At 71.0% G+C, this 16,415-nt stretch carries 19 protein-coding genes; 13 read left to right on the forward strand and 6 right to left on the reverse strand.

The genetic code is table 11. The features are described 5' to 3' along the window. Nucleotides 1–71: 71 nt before the first annotated feature. Both ACFYYW_RS24535 and ACFYYW_RS24540 read right to left on the reverse strand, forming a co-directional pair. Nucleotides 72–731: a response regulator transcription factor gene (locus tag ACFYYW_RS24535; protein ID WP_352325261.1), complete on the reverse strand. Its 660-nt coding sequence runs from the start codon at nucleotides 729–731 to the stop codon at nucleotides 72–74. Next, entirely contained in the window at nucleotides 728–1,777 is a 1,050-nt protein-coding gene (locus ACFYYW_RS24540) for a sensor histidine kinase (protein WP_387651772.1), read from the reverse strand. The genes ACFYYW_RS24535 and ACFYYW_RS24540 overlap by 4 nt, the downstream gene beginning before the upstream one ends. 205 nt (nucleotides 1,778–1,982) lie before the next feature. On the opposite strand from ACFYYW_RS24540, the gene ACFYYW_RS24545 reads away from it, so the two are divergent. The 9 genes from ACFYYW_RS24545 (at nucleotide 1,983) to ACFYYW_RS24585 (ending at nucleotide 9,260) form a co-directional block, all read left to right on the forward strand. Next, nucleotides 1,983–3,146 (forward strand): acetoin utilization protein AcuC, encoded by a 1,164-nt coding sequence (locus tag ACFYYW_RS24545; protein WP_387651775.1) that lies wholly within the window; start codon nucleotides 1,983–1,985, stop codon nucleotides 3,144–3,146. 53 nt (nucleotides 3,147–3,199) lie between these two features. Next, the gene (locus tag ACFYYW_RS24550; protein WP_364415913.1) at nucleotides 3,200–3,982 is read left to right on the forward strand and encodes a phosphatase; all 783 of its coding nucleotides are present in this window, start codon (nucleotides 3,200–3,202) and stop codon (nucleotides 3,980–3,982) included. 312 nt (nucleotides 3,983–4,294) lie between these two features. Continuing rightward, on the forward strand, nucleotides 4,295–4,498 hold the full coding sequence (locus ACFYYW_RS24555) for a helix-turn-helix domain-containing protein (RefSeq protein ID WP_026214222.1): 204 nt from the start codon (nucleotides 4,295–4,297) through the stop codon (nucleotides 4,496–4,498). A gap of 175 nt (nucleotides 4,499–4,673) precedes the next feature. Beyond that, entirely contained in the window at nucleotides 4,674–4,772 is a 99-nt protein-coding gene (locus tag ACFYYW_RS24560) for a 30S ribosomal protein bS22 (RefSeq protein WP_018654693.1), read from the forward strand. A 22-nt stretch (nucleotides 4,773–4,794) separates the two neighbouring features. Then, the gene (locus tag ACFYYW_RS24565; RefSeq protein ID WP_352325265.1) at nucleotides 4,795–5,790 is read left to right on the forward strand and encodes an NAD-dependent epimerase/dehydratase family protein; all 996 of its coding nucleotides are present in this window, start codon (nucleotides 4,795–4,797) and stop codon (nucleotides 5,788–5,790) included. A gap of 26 nt (nucleotides 5,791–5,816) precedes the next feature. After that, nucleotides 5,817–6,686, forward strand: coding sequence for a lysophospholipid acyltransferase family protein (locus ACFYYW_RS24570; RefSeq protein ID WP_387652036.1), 870 nt, complete (start codon nucleotides 5,817–5,819; stop codon nucleotides 6,684–6,686). A 132-nt stretch (nucleotides 6,687–6,818) separates the two neighbouring features. Continuing rightward, nucleotides 6,819–7,604: an SDR family NAD(P)-dependent oxidoreductase gene (locus ACFYYW_RS24575; RefSeq protein WP_358290313.1), complete on the forward strand. Its 786-nt coding sequence runs from the start codon at nucleotides 6,819–6,821 to the stop codon at nucleotides 7,602–7,604. Nucleotides 7,605–7,662: 58 nt separating this feature from the next. Beyond that, complete coding sequence (locus ACFYYW_RS24580; protein WP_352325268.1) at nucleotides 7,663–8,244, forward strand: sigma-70 family RNA polymerase sigma factor; 582 nt, start codon at nucleotides 7,663–7,665, stop codon at nucleotides 8,242–8,244. A gap of 2 nt (nucleotides 8,245–8,246) precedes the next feature. Next, a complete protein-coding gene (locus ACFYYW_RS24585; protein WP_387651780.1) occupies nucleotides 8,247–9,260 on the forward strand; it encodes an LCP family protein in 1,014 nt (337 codons plus the stop codon). Between the two features lie 96 nt (nucleotides 9,261–9,356). On the opposite strand, the gene ACFYYW_RS24590 is transcribed toward ACFYYW_RS24585, so the two are convergent. Genes ACFYYW_RS24590 through ACFYYW_RS24600 form a run of 3 tightly spaced genes read right to left on the reverse strand, consistent with a single transcriptional unit; the run spans nucleotide 9,357 to nucleotide 11,523 of the window. Further along, the gene (locus ACFYYW_RS24590) at nucleotides 9,357–10,226 is read right to left on the reverse strand and encodes an HAD-IB family hydrolase (RefSeq protein ID WP_364388508.1); all 870 of its coding nucleotides are present in this window, start codon (nucleotides 10,224–10,226) and stop codon (nucleotides 9,357–9,359) included. 22 nt (nucleotides 10,227–10,248) lie between these two features. Next, complete coding sequence (locus ACFYYW_RS24595) at nucleotides 10,249–10,899, reverse strand: DUF5667 domain-containing protein (protein WP_387651783.1); 651 nt, start codon at nucleotides 10,897–10,899, stop codon at nucleotides 10,249–10,251. A gap of 60 nt (nucleotides 10,900–10,959) precedes the next feature. After that, nucleotides 10,960–11,523 carry a sigma-70 family RNA polymerase sigma factor gene (locus ACFYYW_RS24600; RefSeq protein ID WP_352322539.1) on the reverse strand — a complete coding sequence of 188 codons (564 nt, stop codon included), beginning with the start codon at nucleotides 11,521–11,523 and terminating at the stop codon, nucleotides 10,960–10,962. Nucleotides 11,524–11,811: 288 nt separating this feature from the next. Here ACFYYW_RS24600 and ACFYYW_RS24605 point away from each other — a divergent pair, with 288 nt between their 5' ends. Further along, the gene (locus ACFYYW_RS24605) at nucleotides 11,812–13,221 is read left to right on the forward strand and encodes an antibiotic biosynthesis monooxygenase (RefSeq protein ID WP_364415917.1); all 1,410 of its coding nucleotides are present in this window, start codon (nucleotides 11,812–11,814) and stop codon (nucleotides 13,219–13,221) included. Nucleotides 13,222–13,231: 10 nt separating this feature from the next. On the opposite strand, the gene ACFYYW_RS24610 is transcribed toward ACFYYW_RS24605, so the two are convergent. Continuing rightward, complete coding sequence (locus tag ACFYYW_RS24610) at nucleotides 13,232–13,465, reverse strand: glutaredoxin family protein (protein WP_352322537.1); 234 nt, start codon at nucleotides 13,463–13,465, stop codon at nucleotides 13,232–13,234. A gap of 113 nt (nucleotides 13,466–13,578) precedes the next feature. Here ACFYYW_RS24610 and ACFYYW_RS24615 point away from each other — a divergent pair, with 113 nt between their 5' ends. The 3 genes from ACFYYW_RS24615 to hemC are packed head-to-tail and all read left to right on the forward strand — an operon-like array spanning nucleotide 13,579 to nucleotide 16,411. After that, nucleotides 13,579–14,256 (forward strand): redox-sensing transcriptional repressor Rex, encoded by a 678-nt coding sequence (locus ACFYYW_RS24615; RefSeq protein ID WP_352322536.1) that lies wholly within the window; start codon nucleotides 13,579–13,581, stop codon nucleotides 14,254–14,256. Next, complete coding sequence (locus ACFYYW_RS24620; RefSeq protein WP_352322535.1) at nucleotides 14,253–15,509, forward strand: glutamyl-tRNA reductase; 1,257 nt, start codon at nucleotides 14,253–14,255, stop codon at nucleotides 15,507–15,509. Before ACFYYW_RS24615 ends, ACFYYW_RS24620 begins: the two co-directional genes overlap by 4 nt. After that, nucleotides 15,506–16,411, forward strand: a complete 906-nt coding sequence (gene hemC / locus ACFYYW_RS24625) for a hydroxymethylbilane synthase (protein ID WP_387651788.1) — start codon at nucleotides 15,506–15,508, stop codon at nucleotides 16,409–16,411. The genes ACFYYW_RS24620 and hemC overlap by 4 nt, the downstream gene beginning before the upstream one ends. The last annotated feature ends 4 nt before the right edge of the window (nucleotides 16,412–16,415 follow it).

The following is a 16,415-nucleotide window of genomic DNA, read 5'->3' on the forward strand; positions in this document are numbered from 1 at the left end:
GTGCCGCCGGCGCCCGCCGTTCTCTTCGGCCGTGAGGACGTTCTTGCCGGGCGCGGCCTGGGAGCCTGGTCCTAGTCTCCAGGTTTGATCAGCGCCGCCTCGTACGCGACGATCACGGCCTGCGCCCGGTCCCTGACCCCGATCTTGGCGAACAGGCTGGTCACGTGGTTCTTGACGGTCGAGGGGGAGACGGCCAGCTGCCCGGCGATCTCGGTGTTCGACCGGCCTCTGGCGATCAGCACGAGGATCTCCCGCTCGCGCTCGGTCAGCGCGTCCAGCCCCCGCGGCGCGGGCGCGGCCGGCGGCCTCGACGCCCGCACGAACGTGCCGATCAGCCGGGTCAGCAGCCGCGGCGCGACCGCCGACTCGCCCCGGTGCACCACGCGCACGCCCTCGATCAGTTCCTCGGGGGAGACGTCCTTGGGCAGGAAGCCGTCGGCGCCCGCCCGCAGCGCCGCGACCACGTTCTCGTCCAGGTCGAACGTGCTCAGCGCGAGCACCCGCACGCCCGGCAGCTCCGAGGTGATCAGCTCGGTCGCCCGCACGCCGTCGAGCCCCGGCATGTGCAGGTCCATCAGCACCACGTCGGGACGCAGCCGCCGGCTCAGCTCGACGGCCGACTCGCCGTCGCCGGCCTCGCCCACCACGGACAGGTCGGGCTGCGCGTCGAGCATCAGCCGGAACCCCTTGCGGACCAGCTCGTGGTCGTCGACCAGCAGCACAGTGATCATGTTGCCTCCAAGGGGATGCGGGCGTGCACGCGAAATCCTCCCCCGGGACGCGGGCCGGTCGAAAGCCGGCCGCCGCACAGCGCGACCCGCTCGGCCATGCCGCCCAGCCCGAACCCCGGCGTGCCGCCCGGCTGCGGCACGCCGTCGTCGAGCACTTCGACCTCCACCGCCTCGGACCCGTAGGCCAGGCGCACGCTGGCCCTGGCACCGGCCGCGTGCTTGCGGGTGTTGGTCAGGGCCTCCTGCACGATCCGGTAGACGGCGTGGTCCACGGCCGAGGGCAACGCCACCGGCTCGCCCGTGACGGTCAGGCTGGCGGGCAGCCCGGCGCTCCTGGCCTCGCCGATGAGCGCGGGCAGCCGGTCGGCCCCCACGCCGGTCGCGGCGTCCGGGCCGTCGTTGCCGTCGGCCCGCAGCACGTGCAGCAGCCGGCGCATCTCCGACATGGCCTGGCGGGCGGTCTGCTGGGCGCTCTCCAGCGCCTCGCGGGTGACCTCCTGCTCCGGCGCGAGCGTGGCCCGCGCGCCGCCGACCAGGGCGTTGATCACCGTGATGTGGTGCGCGACGACGTCGTGCAGCTCCCGCGCGATGCGCCGCCGCTCGGCCTGTACGGCGGCGTCGGCGGCCTCCAGCCGGCTGCGCTCGTTCAGCTCGGCCCTGGTCTTGACCAGCGCGCCGATGCCGGCCGGGATCGCGACGACGAAGGCGCCGGCCAGGAACTGCCCGATGCCCGGCCCCTTGATCTCCATCACCGTGCCGTAGGCGACGATCCCCGCCACCGCCATGACCAGCGAGGGACGGCCGGAGGAGTGGCGCGCCAGGCTGTAGAAGGCGATGCCCTCCGGGATGGTGGCCGACGTCACCAGTCCGGCCGCGATGCCGATCAGGTCCACCACCGTGACGGCCCCGGCCACCAGCACCGGCCTGGTCCGGCGGACGAGCAGCAGCACGCTGGTCAGCAGGAAGTGCGCCGACCCCAGCGCCCCGTCGACCCCCGTCTGAAGGGACGACACGATCACCCCGAGGCTCGCGAACAGAGCGAGCACGACCACGATCGTGGTGTCGAAAACCCGGGGACGTCGGAAGAAATTGAAGATTCTGCGGAAAGGTCGCGCCCAGCGCACCATAAAACACTAAGTCACGAAATTTCTGATGCGACCGAGGCCGTCCCCGACGATCACCCGGGCTACAACCGGAACAGGGCGCTGCGGTAACGTCGGCGCAAGGTGAGGGACGCGCGGAGGGCGGGGCATGAGCCGAACGGCACGAGTCATCTGGGACGACGCTCTCACCTCCTACAACTTCGGCCCGAGCCACCCGCTGGCGCCCATCAGGGTCGAGCTGACGATCGCGCTCGCCCGCGCGCTCGGCGTCCTCGACAAGGTCGAGATGGCCGGCTGCGCGCCCGCCGGCGACGACGAGCTGGCCATGGTGCACGACCGCGCCTACATCGAGGCGGTCAAGGGCGTCTCCGTGGCCGGCGTGCCCGACCTGCGGGCGGGGCTCGGCACCACCGACAATCCGGCCTTCAAGGGCGTGCACGAGGCGTCCGCGCTGATCGCGGGGGCGTCCCTGGCGGCGGCGCGCGCGGTCTGGGAGGGCGCGGCCGAGCACGCCGTCAACGTCGCGGGCGGGCTCCACCACGCCATGCCGGCCGCGGCCAGCGGCTTCTGCGTCTACAACGACCCTGCTCTGGCCATCGCCTGGCTGCTGGAGCAGGGGGCCACCCGGGTGGCCTACGTCGACGTCGACGTGCACCACGGCGACGGCGTGCAGGCCGTCTTCTACGACGACCCCCGGGTGCTGACGATCAGCCTGCACGAGAGCCCGCGCACGCTGTTCCCGGGCACCGGCTTCCCGCACGAGACCGGCGCGGAGGGCACGGCCGTCAACGTGGCGCTGCCGGCCGGCACCGGCGACTCCGGCTGGCTGCGCGCCTTCCACGCGGTCGTGCCGCCGCTGCTGCGCGAGTTCGGCCCGCAGATCCTGGTCACCCAGCACGGCTGCGACAGCCACGCCCTCGACCCCCTCGCCAACCTCATGCTCAGCATCGACGGCCAGCGCGCCGCCTACGCCGCCCTGCACGACCTGGCGCACGAGACGGCGGGCGGCCGGTGGATCGCGGTGGGCGGCGGCGGTTACGAGCTCGTCCAGGTCGTGCCGCGCATCTGGACGCACCTCATCGCCGTGGCCGCCGGCCATCCCGTCGATCCGGCCACGCCCACCCCCGACGCCTGGCGCCAGTACGTCAGGGAGCGCACCGGCGAGGCGCCCCCGCTGACCATGACCGATGGCCGCAACCCGGAATTTCACGACATCTCCGGCGGTTATGACCCAGCGGACCCCATCGACCGTGCGGTCATGGCGACCCGGCAGGCGGTGTTCCCCCTGCACGGCCTCGATCCGATGCCCTGACGACCGCCCCGAGGACGCCTGACGGCCCTCGATGCCCCTGATGAGGAAGACCTGTGCTGAGCCGCGACGAACTCCGCCGACACCTGATCCACAGCCGCATCGCCGGTGACGTCGCGACGTCGCGCGAGAACAACCTCGACCACTACAGCTCGCTGGCCAACCGCGACCCGTACTACATGCTCGGCCTGACGTTCGAGCAGCCGTGGAGCTTCCGGGACGTCCTCGACCTGATGGCCAAGTCGGCCGGCGTGGTCGCCGATCCCGGCCACCGCCGGGGCCAGGACACCATCGACCCCGACCTGACGATCGACGCGATCGACGCCATGGCGGCCCGCATCGCGTCGGTGTTGTCGCGGCCGTCCCCGCGGGTGTTGTTCGCCACCGGCCACCCGACCGGGCTGCTCGCCGTCCACCTGCCGCTGGCCAGGTTCGCCGTCGAGCGCGGCGCGACCCTGCTCACCCCGGCCGAGGGCTGGACGTACGCCGGCTCCGGCTTCGGCCGCCCGCGCCGCCTGCGCTACCTCCAGGACGTCGCCATGCTCGACGACCGCGGCGGCTTCGTGCACACCCACGACTCGGCCCCGATGCGGCACATGCTCGACGAGCTCGAAGGCGAGCTGCCCGACCTGGTGATCGCCGACCACGGCTGGGCGGGGGCGGCGGGCGAGGCGGGCGTGCCGACGGTGGCCTTCGCCGACAGCAACGACCCCGGCCTGTTCCTCGGCGAGGCCGAGGGAAAGATCGACGTCGTCGTGCCACTCGACGACAATGTGCTACCCCGCTATTACGCTCCGCTGACCGAGCGGTTGGTCACTCTGGTCTCACGAGCCCTTTGAGTCGAAAACGGCCCTCCCCATACCGTCTTTTCGCGCCTGCATTCCAAGAGGCTCGCTGTCCCTTTGCCAACTTTTGATGGGGCTTGGGCGACTCTTATGTGTGGCAACTTGGACAGTTCCAAGGTCCAGGCGAGGTGCTCGGCCCGGCTGCTAACCAGCGACTTTACTGGTCCGGCTGACAGGTGGCTCCGCGGACTGAGAAAATAGGGGGTTTGCGCACCCGGAGTCCCGACTTACGCTGACGGCAGTACACGTGCGTGAGCAATGGCACCAGTGGGGATAACCCGGAAACACGTGCGGAAGAGGCGTCCGATGGGTGCAGGCGAAAGACCTCTCAGCGAGGTGAAGTTCCTGACCGTGGCTGAAGTCGCGACGGTCATGAGGGTGTCCAAGATGACGGTGTACCGGCTCGTCCACTCAGGTGAGCTGCCGGCCATCCGAGTTGGCCGGTCGTTCAGAGTGCCCGAGCAGGCGGTCCACGACTATCTGCGGGAGGCCTACATCGAGGCAGGTTGAAGTAGCGGCGCGCCCGAACGCGCCGTGAATTCGGTCGCGGGAGAAGCCCGGCCTGCGCACCACGAGGCCGGGCTCTCACCCCCCAAGGGGCGATCTACCTCGGATCGCCGGTAGTCTGTGACCCGGTGTGCGCTCGCACATCGATTCAGACTTGCTATCAGTACCTGGGGGTCCCGTGGGCTCTGTGATCAAGAAGCGCCGCAAGCGGATGGCCAAGAAGAAGCACCGCAAGCTGCTCAAGAAGACGCGCATCCAGCGGCGCAACAAGAAGTAACCGACGCAGCTGCGAGGCGCTGATGACCCACACCGTGCTTGTCACCGGGGTCTCGCGCCACATAGGCGCCCGGGTGGCGAGCGTCCTCGCGGCTGACCCGGAGATCAGCCGCGTCATCGGAGTGGACACCGTGCCGCCCCCCTCGCTGACGCGGGACGGCGGCATCACTCTGGGCCGGACGGAGTTCGTCCGGGTCGATCTGCGCAGCCCCGACATCGCTGAGGTGATCGCGGCCGCGGACATCGACACCGTTGTGCACATGAGCCTGGTCAGCGCCCCGTCCAAGGGCGACGGCAGGGCTGCCATGAAGGAGCACAACGTCATAGGCACCATGCAACTGCTCGGTGCCTGCCAGCGGTCGTCGACCGTGCGGCGCGTGGTGGTGCGCTCCACCACCGCCGTCTACGGCTCGTCCCCGCGCGATCCCGCGGTGTTCACCGAGGACCTGGAGCCGCACGTCGGCCCGGTCCACGGCTACGCCAAGGACGCGGCGGAGGTCGAGGGCTACGTGCGCGGTTTCGCGCGCCGCCGCCCCGACGTGACGGTGTCGTTGCTGCGCTTCGCCAACTTCATGGGTCCTGGCGTCGACTCGCCGCTCACGCGGTACTTCACCCAGCCCGTCCTGCCGACGGTGTTCGGCTTCGACCCGCGGTTGCAGTTCGTCCACGAGGACGACGCGGTCGAGGTGCTGCGCAGGATGGCGAACGAAGACCACCCCGGCACGTTCAACGTGGCCGGGGCAGGCGTGTTGCTGCTGTCGCAGTGCGCGCGGCGGGCCGGGCGGGCGTCGTTGCCGCTGTTCGCGCCCGTCTTCCGCACGCTCGGCAACACCGTGCGCAGGCTCGGCCTCGTCGAGTACTCGCCCGAGCAGCTGCGGCTGATGAGCTACGGCCGGGCGGTCGACACCGCCAGGCTGGAGGCCGAGCTGGGCTGGCGGCCCAAGTACACCACCGCGGCGGCCTTCGACGACTTCGTGCGTTCACGGGGTATGCACCCGTTCGGAGGTGTGCGTCCGTGAGCGTGCCGCACGAGGAGGAGGGCCGGGTGATCCCGATCAGTGCCGCGCCGTCCTACGAGGAGCCCGACCCGCTGGCGCGGCTGCTGGCGTTCGTCCGCCGGCGCATCACCGGCGAGTACGAGGTCGACGAGTTCGGCTACGACCCCGAGCTGACCGACAAGGTGCTCCTCGAGCTGATCAGACCGCTCTACCACCGCTGGTTCAGGGTCGAGACGGCCGAGCTGAAGAACGTGCCCGCCGAGGGCGGCGCTCTGGTGGTGGCCAACCACTCCGGCACGCTGCCGGTCGACGCGCTCATGATGCAGGTCGCCCTGCACGACGAGGCGGGCCGGGCCGTCCGCCTGCTCGGGGCCGACCTGGTCTACCAGCTCCCGCTGCTCGGTCACCTGTCCCGCAAGACCGGCCACACGCTGGCCTGCCCCGAGGACGCCGACCGGCTGCTGCGCAAGGGCGAGCTCGTCGGCGTGTTCCCCGAGGGCTTCAAGGGCGTCGGGAAGCCGTTCTCCGAGCGCTACAAGCTGCAGCGGTTCGGCCGGGGCGGTTTCGTGGCCTCGGCGATCCGCGCGGGCGTGCCCATCGTGCCCACGGCCATCGTGGGGGCCGAGGAGATCTACCCGAAGATCGGCGACCTGAAGTTCCTGGCCCGCATGCTCGGCGTCCCCTACGTGCCGATCACGCCGTTCTTCCCGCTGCTCGGGCCGCTCGGGCTGGTGCCGCTGCCGTCCAAGTGGATGATTCAGTTCGGCGAGCCGATCCGCACCGACGAGTACGAGCCCGCCGCGGCCGACGACCCGATGCTGGTGTTCAACCTGACCGACCACGTGCGGGAGGTCGTCCAGCAGATGCTCAACGAGTTGCGGCTGCGCAGGGGGCCGGCCTTCCCGCCGTTCCTGTGACCGCCGTTCCTGTGACCGCCGTTCCTGTGACCGCCGTTCCTGTGACCGTCGTTCCTGTGAAGGGTGCAACCGGTCGCGCCCGGCCGGTGTTCTCGCGGGTGTAGTCACTGACACCCGAGAGGAACCTCTTCGATGGATCTCCAGCTTTCCGGCCGTGTGGCCGTCGTCACCGGCGCGTCCAAGGGCATCGGCCTGGCCGTCGCGCGCACCCTGGCGGAGGAGGGCGTGCACGTCGTGGCGGCCTCGCGGACCGCGCCCGACGCCAAGGTGACGCACGTCGCGGTCGACCTGATGGACCCGCAGGCGCCCGCCCGGGTGATCGCCCGCGCCGTCGAGGAGTTCGGCGGGGTGGACATCCTGGTCAACAACGCCGGCGGGCCGCCCCCCGGCGTGACGCTGCCCCGGGTCGGGTTCATGGCCCCGGGCGACGACGACTGGCAGGCCATGTTCGAGTTCAACCTGTTCGCGGCCGTACGCATGATCCGCGCGGCCGTGCCCCTCATGGTGGAGCGCGGCGGCGGCTCGATCGTGAACATCTCCTCCGGCTCGGCCCGCCAGCCGGGGGCCATGAACGTGGACTACGGCGCGGCCAAGGCCGCCATGAACCACGTGAGCAAGGCCGTCTCGGAGGAGTACGGCCCGCAGGGCGTCCGGGTGAACACGATCTCGCCCGGCCCGGTGCTGACCGACTGGTGGACCAAGGACGGCGGCGCCGCCGACGTCATCGCCGGGATGGCCGGGGCCTCGAAGGAGGACGTCATCGCCCAGGTCGCCCCCGGCATGATGAAGCTGGCCACCGGACGCCTGGTGAGCCCGCAGGAGATCGCCGACATGGTCGCCCTGCTGGTCTCGCCGCGCTCGGGCAGCACGACGGGCGCCGACATCGCCGTGGACGGCGGGTTCCTGAAGGAGATCTGAACCCTCTTGGCGGGTTGTGGCAAGACATCCGTGACCGATTCTCCACAGAAGGGCGGAGATGATCACGCAACCCGCCACCAGGGGGGCGGACTCGGAGCTCGTGAGCGCCTCCCTGACCGAGCCGGAGGCGTTCGCCGAACTGTTCGACCGCTACTCCGCCATGCTCTACCGGTACGTCTCCAAACGCCTCGGCCCTGAGCCGGCCGAGGACCTCGTCGGCGAGACGTTCCTCGTCGCGTTCTCCCGCCGCAAGAGCTACGACCTGTCCTGCCCCGACGCCAGGCCGTGGCTCTTCGGCATCCTCACCAAGCTCATCTCCCGCCACCACCGCAAGGAGGCGGCGCGGTACCGGGCGTTCCTGCGGGCCCCCCTCGACCAGCACGTGGAGTCGCCCGCCGACCGCGTCGCGGCGGGGGTCACGGCGCAGGCCGCCCGTCCCCGCCTGGCGGGCGCGCTGGCCGCGCTGCCCGCCAAGGACCGGGACGTCCTGCTGCTGATCGCCTGGGGCGACCTCACCTACGAAGAGGTCGCCCGGGCGCTCGGCATCCCGATCGGAACCGTGCGCTCCCGCCTCAACAGGGGCAGGCGGAAGGTACGGGCCGCGCTCGGCGACACCAACCCCATGCTGGAGGAGGAGTGACCATGGACGACCTGCGGATGCTCCGCGACCTCGGCGGGGAACTGGAGCACGAGCCGCCCCCGACGCTCGCCCGCCAGCGCGACCGCCTGCTGCGGGAGCGCCCGCGGCGCAGATGGAACGCCTACTGGACGGCCGGCCTGGTCGCCGTGGGCACGGCCGCGGCCGTCGCGGTGCCGACCATGCTGGTCAACGGCAACACCGTGGCCGGTCCGTCGACGGGCGCGCGGCCGGTCGACATGAGTGGCGCCCGCAACATCCTGGTGATCGGCTCCGACACGCGCGACGGGCCGGGCAACGCCAAGTACGGGCCCCACCTGGCCAGGACGCCCGACAAGGGCGGCAGGCGCTCCGACACCATCCTGCTCGTGCACGTGCCCGCCGACCGCGGCCAGGCCGTCGGGGTCAGCGTGCCGCGCGACTCGATCGTGCAGATCCCGTCGTGCGGGTCCGACCCGGCGCGGAAGGACATGGTCAACTCGGCGTACAACACCGGCGGCGCGTCCTGTCTGGTCAAGACGCTGGAGAAGCTGACCGACGTCCGCATCGACCACACGGTCGAGGTCGACTTCGCCGGCTTCAAGGGCATGGTGGACGCCCTCGGCGGCGTGCAGATCACGCTCAGGTCCCCCGTGGACGACAAGGCGGCGAAGCTGAGACTGCCCGCCGGCAAGGTCACCCTGAACGGCGAGGCCGCCCTCGGCTACGCCCGGCTGCGCCGCTACGGCGACGGCTCGGACATCCAGCGGATCAAGCGGCAGCAGATCCTGCTGCTGGCGATGCTGAAGAAGGCGAGGAGCGCGGCCGCCGACCCGGCCCGGCTGCGCGGCTTCCTCGGCGAGGTGCGCAAGTCGGTCAGGACGGACCTGAGCCTGGAGGCCATGGTCGAGCTGGCCAGGGCCACGTCCGCGACGAAGGTGACGTTCGTCACCGTGCCCTGGAAACCGGCCCAGGACGATCCCAACCGGATCGAATGGCTGCAACCGGACGCCAGGAAGCTGTTCGAACGCCTGCGATGACCGGCGCCGGCGCGCGCCCGGCCGTGGACGTCAAGGAGCCGTCCACGCCGCCGGGCGCGCGCGGGCGGCCTCGTCGGCGGCCTCGTGGGCGGGCGGTCAGTGGGAGCGGTAGTGCCTGCGCAGGGCGATGCCGGCCGCCACGCCGCCCGCGATCGCGCCGACCCCGGCCGCGATCGGCAGGGCGGTCATGGTGGCCTTGCGGCCGGTGCGGAAGTCCTTGACCGGCCAGTCGTGCTTCCTGGCGTGCTCGCGCAGCTCGCTGTCGGGGTTGATCGCCACCGCGCTGCCGACCAGCGACAACATCGGCAGGTCGTTGGCCGAGTCGCTGTAGGCCGTGCAGCGGGTCAGGTCGAGCCCTTCGCGGCGGGCCAGCGCGCGCACCGCCTCCGCCTTGGCCGGGCCGTGCAGCAGGTCGCCCACCAGGTGGCCGGTGTAGACGCCGCCGGCGGTCTCGGCGACCGTGCCGAGCGCGCCGGTGAGGCCGAGCCGCTGGGCGATGACCCGGGCCAGCTCGACGGGCGTGGCCGTGACGAGCCAGACCCGCTGGCCGGCGTCGAGGTGGCTCTGCGCGAGCGCGCGGGTGCCGCCCCAGATGCGGTCGGCCATGACCTCGTCGTAGATCTCTTCGCCGAGGCGGACGACGTCGTCGACCTTGGCGCCCGCGACGAAGGCGAGCGCGGTCTCCCGGGCGACCGCGATGTGCTCGGGGTTCTCGTTGCCGCGCAACCGGAACACGGCCTGGCCGACGGCGAACTTCAGCAGATCGGACGTGGTGAACATGCCGCGCGTGGCCAGCCCGCGGGCGAAGTGGTAGATGGACGCGCCGCGCATCATGGTGTTGTCGACGTCGAAGAAGGCCGCCGCCTCCAGGTCCGGCTCGACCGGCTCGGCCGGCGCGACGGTGACCGCCGCCCGCGCCGCGGCCTCGCCGGCGGCCTCGGCCTCAACCTCGTGTCGTCGTCGCATTAGCCGCCACATGCGGTTCAGCTTACCTAGCCGGTGCCACGAGCCCCTCGATGTAGTCGAGGTAGCCGGCGGCCTGTCCCTTCTGTGCCTCGTTGAGGTGGTCCAGCATCGGCTCGACCGTCTCCCGCTGCTTCTGGGCGAACTTCTTGATCTTGGACGAGCGGGGCTGCGTACGCGTCAGCCGGCTGATCCCGGAGCGGGTGGAGTCCTCCATGTCCTTGAGCGTCTGGCCGACCAGCGGGCTGTCGGTGGACGAGCCGAGCAGGCTGGCGACCTCCTTGGCGCGGGTCTCGGCCGAGGCCAGCTCGCGCTCGCCGCGCTGGGCGTCGTCGGTGCTCAGGTGCACGAGGGTGCTCTCCGCGGCCCGCTTGAGCGGGTAGAGCGTGTCACCGGGGACCGCCTGGTAGGTGGCGAAGGACGCCACCATCATCGCCCCCGCCAGACCCAGCGTGGCGACCTGGGACAACAGCGGACGGCGTCGCCGGCGCACGGCCGGAACGGCCGGGCCCGGCGCGCGCTCCTCGTCGGGGGCCGTCAGCAGCAGGCGGCCGGAGACCAGGTCCTCGCGCAGGCGCTCGCGGAAGGCCGCCCCGGGTCCGCCGCCCAGAGACGGGCCGTGCAGCTCCGTGAGACGCTCGATGACGAGCTCCCGCCGCCTGCGCGCCCTACTCATGACAGCTCCCTGAGGGATCCAGCCGTGACAACTGGCCTAACGAGGTGCGGGTGGGAGAGGTTACGCCAGGTCGTGCTTGAGTGCCCTGGCGAGCGTTCGAATGGCCCGAAACTGCAGCGCTTTGATCGCTCCACTCTTCTTCCCCATGATCAACGCGGTTTCCGCGAGCGAGAGGCCGTGCAGGAAGCGCAGCACCACGCATTCCTGCTGGTCGGGATTGAGATCGCGGACGGCGCGCAGCACCCGGTCGTTGATGATGGCCGTGACCACCGCGTTCTCCGGGATGTGCGCGCCTTCGAGCGGCACGTCGATCAGCTCTCCCGTCGGGATCTCCAGTCGGTAGCGGCCGGACTTGAAGTGGTCGGCCACCAGGTTCCTGGCGATGGTGACGAGCCAGGCGCCGAAGTCGCGGCCCTGCCAGGTGAAGTCGCCGATCCTGCGCAGCGCGCGCAGGAAGGTCTCGCTGGTCAGGTCCTCGGCGAGCTGGTGGGAGCCGACCCGGAAGTAGATGTAGCGGTAGACGAGGTCCACGTAGCGGTCGTAGAGCGTGCCAAAGGAGTCCGTGCATCCGTTCTTGGCGTGCAGCACCAGCGTACGGATGTCGTCGGGCACTTCTTCGCGCACGCCAAGCTCGCCCGTCCGGGCAGGTCCAGCGACCGCTGGAGCAAGCAGCCCGGCGAACGGCCACGAATCAGGCATCCGGTATCCCTAGGGGTAAGGGGTGCGGCGTGCTCGAATACTCTAGAAATCAACTGGAAATTCCACAATCCGCGCCTGCTGGCCTGGCTACGAGTAATCGCCCTATACCGTATAGGCGCATACCCCACAGCCTGCGGCGAAGCCCCTCATGGAGCGCCTGTTTCCTCTTCGGCTACCGGCCGGGAGGCATCGTCCGGCAGCATTGGAGTCACCATGGAGATCCTCGTTGCTGTCATAGCCCTTGCCGGTGCGCTCCTCGCCGCCGTCGCGACCGGAGCCCTGATCAGGCGGCTGCGCGACGAGCCCGAGGGCTGGTTGATCGCCTGGACCGTTGCAGCCGGCGCCCTGTGCCTGTCGCTGGCCGCGATCGGCGTCGGTTACGTCCTGGGGTTCGGGCCGGTCACCTTCCGCCTCTACCAGGTGACCGGGTCGCTGCTGGCGCCGCTCTGGCTGGCCGTGGGCCTCATCCAGCTGCTGTCCGACAAGGTGCCGCCGAGGTTCCTGGCCTGGTTGTTCGGCATCGCGCTCACCGTCGTCTCCGTCGCGATCCTGACCTTCGACCCGCTCAGGTCCACCGACCTGGGCAAGGCGCTGCCGTCCGGCTCTTCCATGTGGGGGCTCATCCCGGACAAGCTGCTCATCGGCGTGCACACGATCGACGTGGTCGTCCTGCTGGCGTGCGTGGTGGTGGCCGGGCTCAAGTGGCGCGGCGGCGACGAGTACGACACCGACAACCTCCACGCGGTCCTGGTCATCGCGCCGTCGAGCATCGCCCTGGTCGGGGCCATGCGGTTCTCGGTGCCGCCGCTGTTCACCACCGCGCTGCTCGCGGTGGGCGCGGCGGCGATCTGGTACACCGTGCTGCGCCCGCTGGCGCCGTACGAGGACGACGAGGACGACCTGGAGGCGCCGCAGCACGACGACGTGGAGCGCCGGCCGGGCCGCAGGGCCGCGCCCGAGCCCGTGCCGGCCGCCGTGCCGCCTCCCGTGGCGCCCCCCGTGGCGCCCCCTGTGGCGGCCCCGCGCCGCTCGCCCGGCCTGGGCGACCTGGTGGCCGAATACCGGGCGGGCGACCAGCAGGTCGACCACGCCGCCCGGATGGGGGCCGCGCCCGACTCGGGCCCCGCGACCGGCTACATCATGAACGGCTCCCCGCCCCCGCGCATGGACACCTCCCCGCGCATGGACGCCCAGCCCCCCCGGCCCGACTACGCGATGCCCGGCACCGGCGTGGTCTACCCGGGCGCCGAGCTGTTCACCCCGCCGCAGCCCCAGCAGGCGGGCGGCAGGCCCTCACCCAGCATCTACGGCCTGCTCACCGTCTTCACCATCATGGACGGCGCCGGCGACGCGTTCGACCGCCTGGCCGAGGCCACCGTCGAGGCCGTGCGCCGCGGCGAGCCCGACACGCTCGTCTACGCCTGCCACGCCGTCAAGTCGGCCCCGCTGCAGCGCATCGTCTACGAGCTCTACCGCGACGAGGTCGCCTACCGCGACCACCAGCGGCAGCCGCACGTCGAGCGGTTCCTCAACGAGCGTCAGGCGATGGTGCTGGCCACCAACGTCATCGAGCTCAACGTCAACGCCGCGAAGGTGGTGCCGCTGCCCACCGTCATGTTCTGACCGTCATGTTCTAGGCGAGGGCGGCGCGCAGGCGGGCCTCGTCGACCCGCCAGAAGTCGTGCTGCACGCCGTCGATCAGCGTCACCGGGATCATCTCCCAGTACTTCTCCCTGAGCTCCTCGGAGGAGTCGATGCTGACCTCCTCCCACGGCACGCCCAGCTCTCCGGCCACCCTGGCGATGACCGCGCGGGCGTCGTCACAGAGGTGGCAGCCGGGTTTGCCGAGCAAGGTGATGCGATGCATGTCACCAACGGTAGCGCCCCTACTTTGTGCATCGGTTCACAAAGGGATTAACCTGAAAGACGGTTCTAATCCGTTCAGCGGTCCCCACCGCCCGTTCCCTGGAGCTCCGGCACGTGAAGAGCACGTCCCAGTCCCGTGACCGCGGCATCCCCGAGGCGACGGTCGCCAGGCTTCCGCTGTACCTGCGGGCGCTGCACGGGATGGCGGAGCGCGGCGTCGCGACCGTGAGCTCGGAGGACCTGGCCGTGGCCGCGGGCGTGAACTCGGCCAAGCTCCGCAAGGATCTCTCGCACCTCGGCTCGTACGGCACCCGCGGCGTAGGCTACGAGGTGGAGTACCTCGTCTACCAGATCTCCCGCGAACTCGGCCTGACCCAGGACTGGGCGGTCGCGATCGTCGGGGTCGGCAACCTCGGCCGCGCCCTGGCGAACTACGGCGGCTTCGTCTCCAGGGGCTTCCGCGTGGCCGCGCTCTTCGACGCCGACCCCGAAGTCGTGGGCGACACCATCGCGGGGTTGAATGTGGAGCACATCGACGAACTGGAAGCCGTCATCAAGCGGCGTGGAGTCTCGATCGTGGTACTGGCGACACCGGCGGCAGCGGCGCAGGAAGTGTGCGATCGTGTTGTCGCCGTGGGCGTGACCAGCATCCTGAACTTCGCCCCAGTCGTTCTCACCGTTCCGGACACCGTCGACGTCCGGAAGGTCGACTTGTCAATCGAACTGCAGATTCTCGCGTTCCACGAGCAACGCAAAGCTGGAGGGCCACTCATGGCGGTGGACGGTCAATGAGTGTTCTGGCGATCGGACTCAGCCACCGGACCGCTCCGGTGGCGCTTCTCGAACGCGTCTCGGTGACCGGTGACGCGCTGGTCAAGCTGCTGCACGACGTGCAGCAGGACACCAGCGTCGCGGAGGCCATGGTGATCTCGACCTGCAACAGGGTCGAGATCTACGTCACGGTCGACCGCTTCCACGCCGCGGTCACCTCGATCAGCGGGCTGCTGGCCGTCCACTCCGGCGTGCCGGCCGACGAGCTGACCCCGCATCTCTACGTGCACTACGAGGAGCGGGCCGTCGAGCACCTGTTCTCGATGGTGTGCGGCCTCGACTCCATGGCCGTCGGCGAGGGCCAGATCCTGGGCCAGGTCCGCCAGGCGCTCAAGCTCGCCCAGAAGCACGGCACGGTCGGCGCGACCCTCAACGAGCTGACGCAGCAGGCCCTGCGCGTCGGCAAGCGCGCCCACACCGACACCGGCATCGACCAGGCGGGCCCTTCGCTGGTCTCGGCGGGCCTGGCGCTCGCCGGCGACCTGGCCGGGCGGCGCGCGCTGGTGGTGGGCGCGGGCTCGATGAGCTCGCTGGCCGCCGTCACGCTCCAGCGCGCCGGGGTCACCGACATCGTCGTGGCCAACCGCACGTACGAGCGGGGCGCGCGGCTGGCCGAATCGGTCGGCGGCCGGGCCGTCGCGTTCGCCGCCGTGCGCGAGGAGCTGGCGGGCGCCGACGTCGTCATCACCTGCACCGGCGCCGGGCGGCACGTCATCACCCCCGACATGCTGACCAGGGGCGTGTTCCTGCTCGACCTGGCGCTGCCGCACGACATCGACCCGGCCGTGCGCGAGGTGCCCGGCGTCACGCTGGTCGACCTGGAGACGATCCAGGAGTCCGGCGTCGGCGCGCGCGGCGGCGACGCCGTCGAGTCCGTGCGCGCGCTCGTGGCCGAGGAGCTGAACGCCTACCTCGACGCCGCCCGCGCGGCCCGCGTCACCCCTACCGTGGTGGCGCTGCGCAGCAAGGCGGCGGGCGTGGTGGAGTCCGAGCTGGGCCGCCTGATGATGCGCATGCCCGATCTCGACGACAAGGCCAGGGACGAAATCGCCATGACCGTGCAGAGGGTCGTTGACAAACTGCTTCACGAGCCGACTGTGCGTGTCAAGCAGCTCGCCGCCGGTCCAGGGGGCGATCATTATGCGGAAGCCCTGCGTGAGTTGTTCAATCTCGATCCGAAGATGCCCGCGGCCGTGAGGGAGGTGGAGCTGTGAACCTGCGGTTGGGCACCCGCCGCAGCATGCTGGCGACCACGCAGTCCCAGATGGTGGCCGACGCCCTCACCGCGCGCACCGGGCGCCCGGTCGAGCTGGTGGGCGTGACGACCTTCGGCGACGTGACCAAGGCGCACCTGGCGCAGCTCGGCGGCACCGGCGTGTTCGTCAGCGCGTTGCGCGACAAGCTGGTCGAGGGCGAGATCGACTTCGCCGTCCACTCGCTGAAGGACCTGCCGACCAAGCAGGACCCGCGCTTCACGCTGGCCGCGCTGCCCGAGCGCCACGACCACCGCGACGCGCTGGTCGGCTCGCACAAGTTCGCCGACCTGCCCGCCGGGGCCAGGGTCGGCACGGGCTCGCCGCGCCGCGTCGCCATGCTGAGCGCGCTCCGCCCCGACCTGGAGTACGTGCCGATCCGCGGCAACGCCGACACGCGCATCGGCAAGATCGCCGCGGGCGAGCTCGACGCCGTCGTGCTGGCCAGCGCCGGGCTCACCAGGCTCGGCCGCGCCGGCGAGATCGCGCAGATCTTCGAGGTCGAGGAGCTGCTGCCGGCCCCCGGCCAGGGCGCGCTCGCCGTGGAGTGCCTGGCCGCGCGCGCCGACCTCATCGAGATCCTGTCCGTGCTCGACGACCCGCGCACACGCAGCGCGGTGACCGCCGAACGCGCCGTGCTGTCCGCCCTGGAAGCGGGCTGCGCCGCACCCGTGGGTGCTTTCGCGGCCGATCACGGGCACACTCTGAACCTGACCGCAGTGGTCGTCTCCATCGACGGCCGCGAAGCGGTCCGCAAGTCCGCCGCCGGTTCTCCTTCGGAGGCTGCACAGCTGGGCCGCCTCCTGGCGGCCGAGATGATCGCCGAAGGGGCCGACAGATTGATGGGGGAGCAATCCCATTGAGCTC

This window comes from Nonomuraea sp. NPDC001831 (genome assembly GCF_042892035.1).
In the GTDB taxonomy this organism is placed as follows: Bacteria; Actinomycetota; Actinomycetes; order Streptosporangiales; family Streptosporangiaceae; genus Nonomuraea.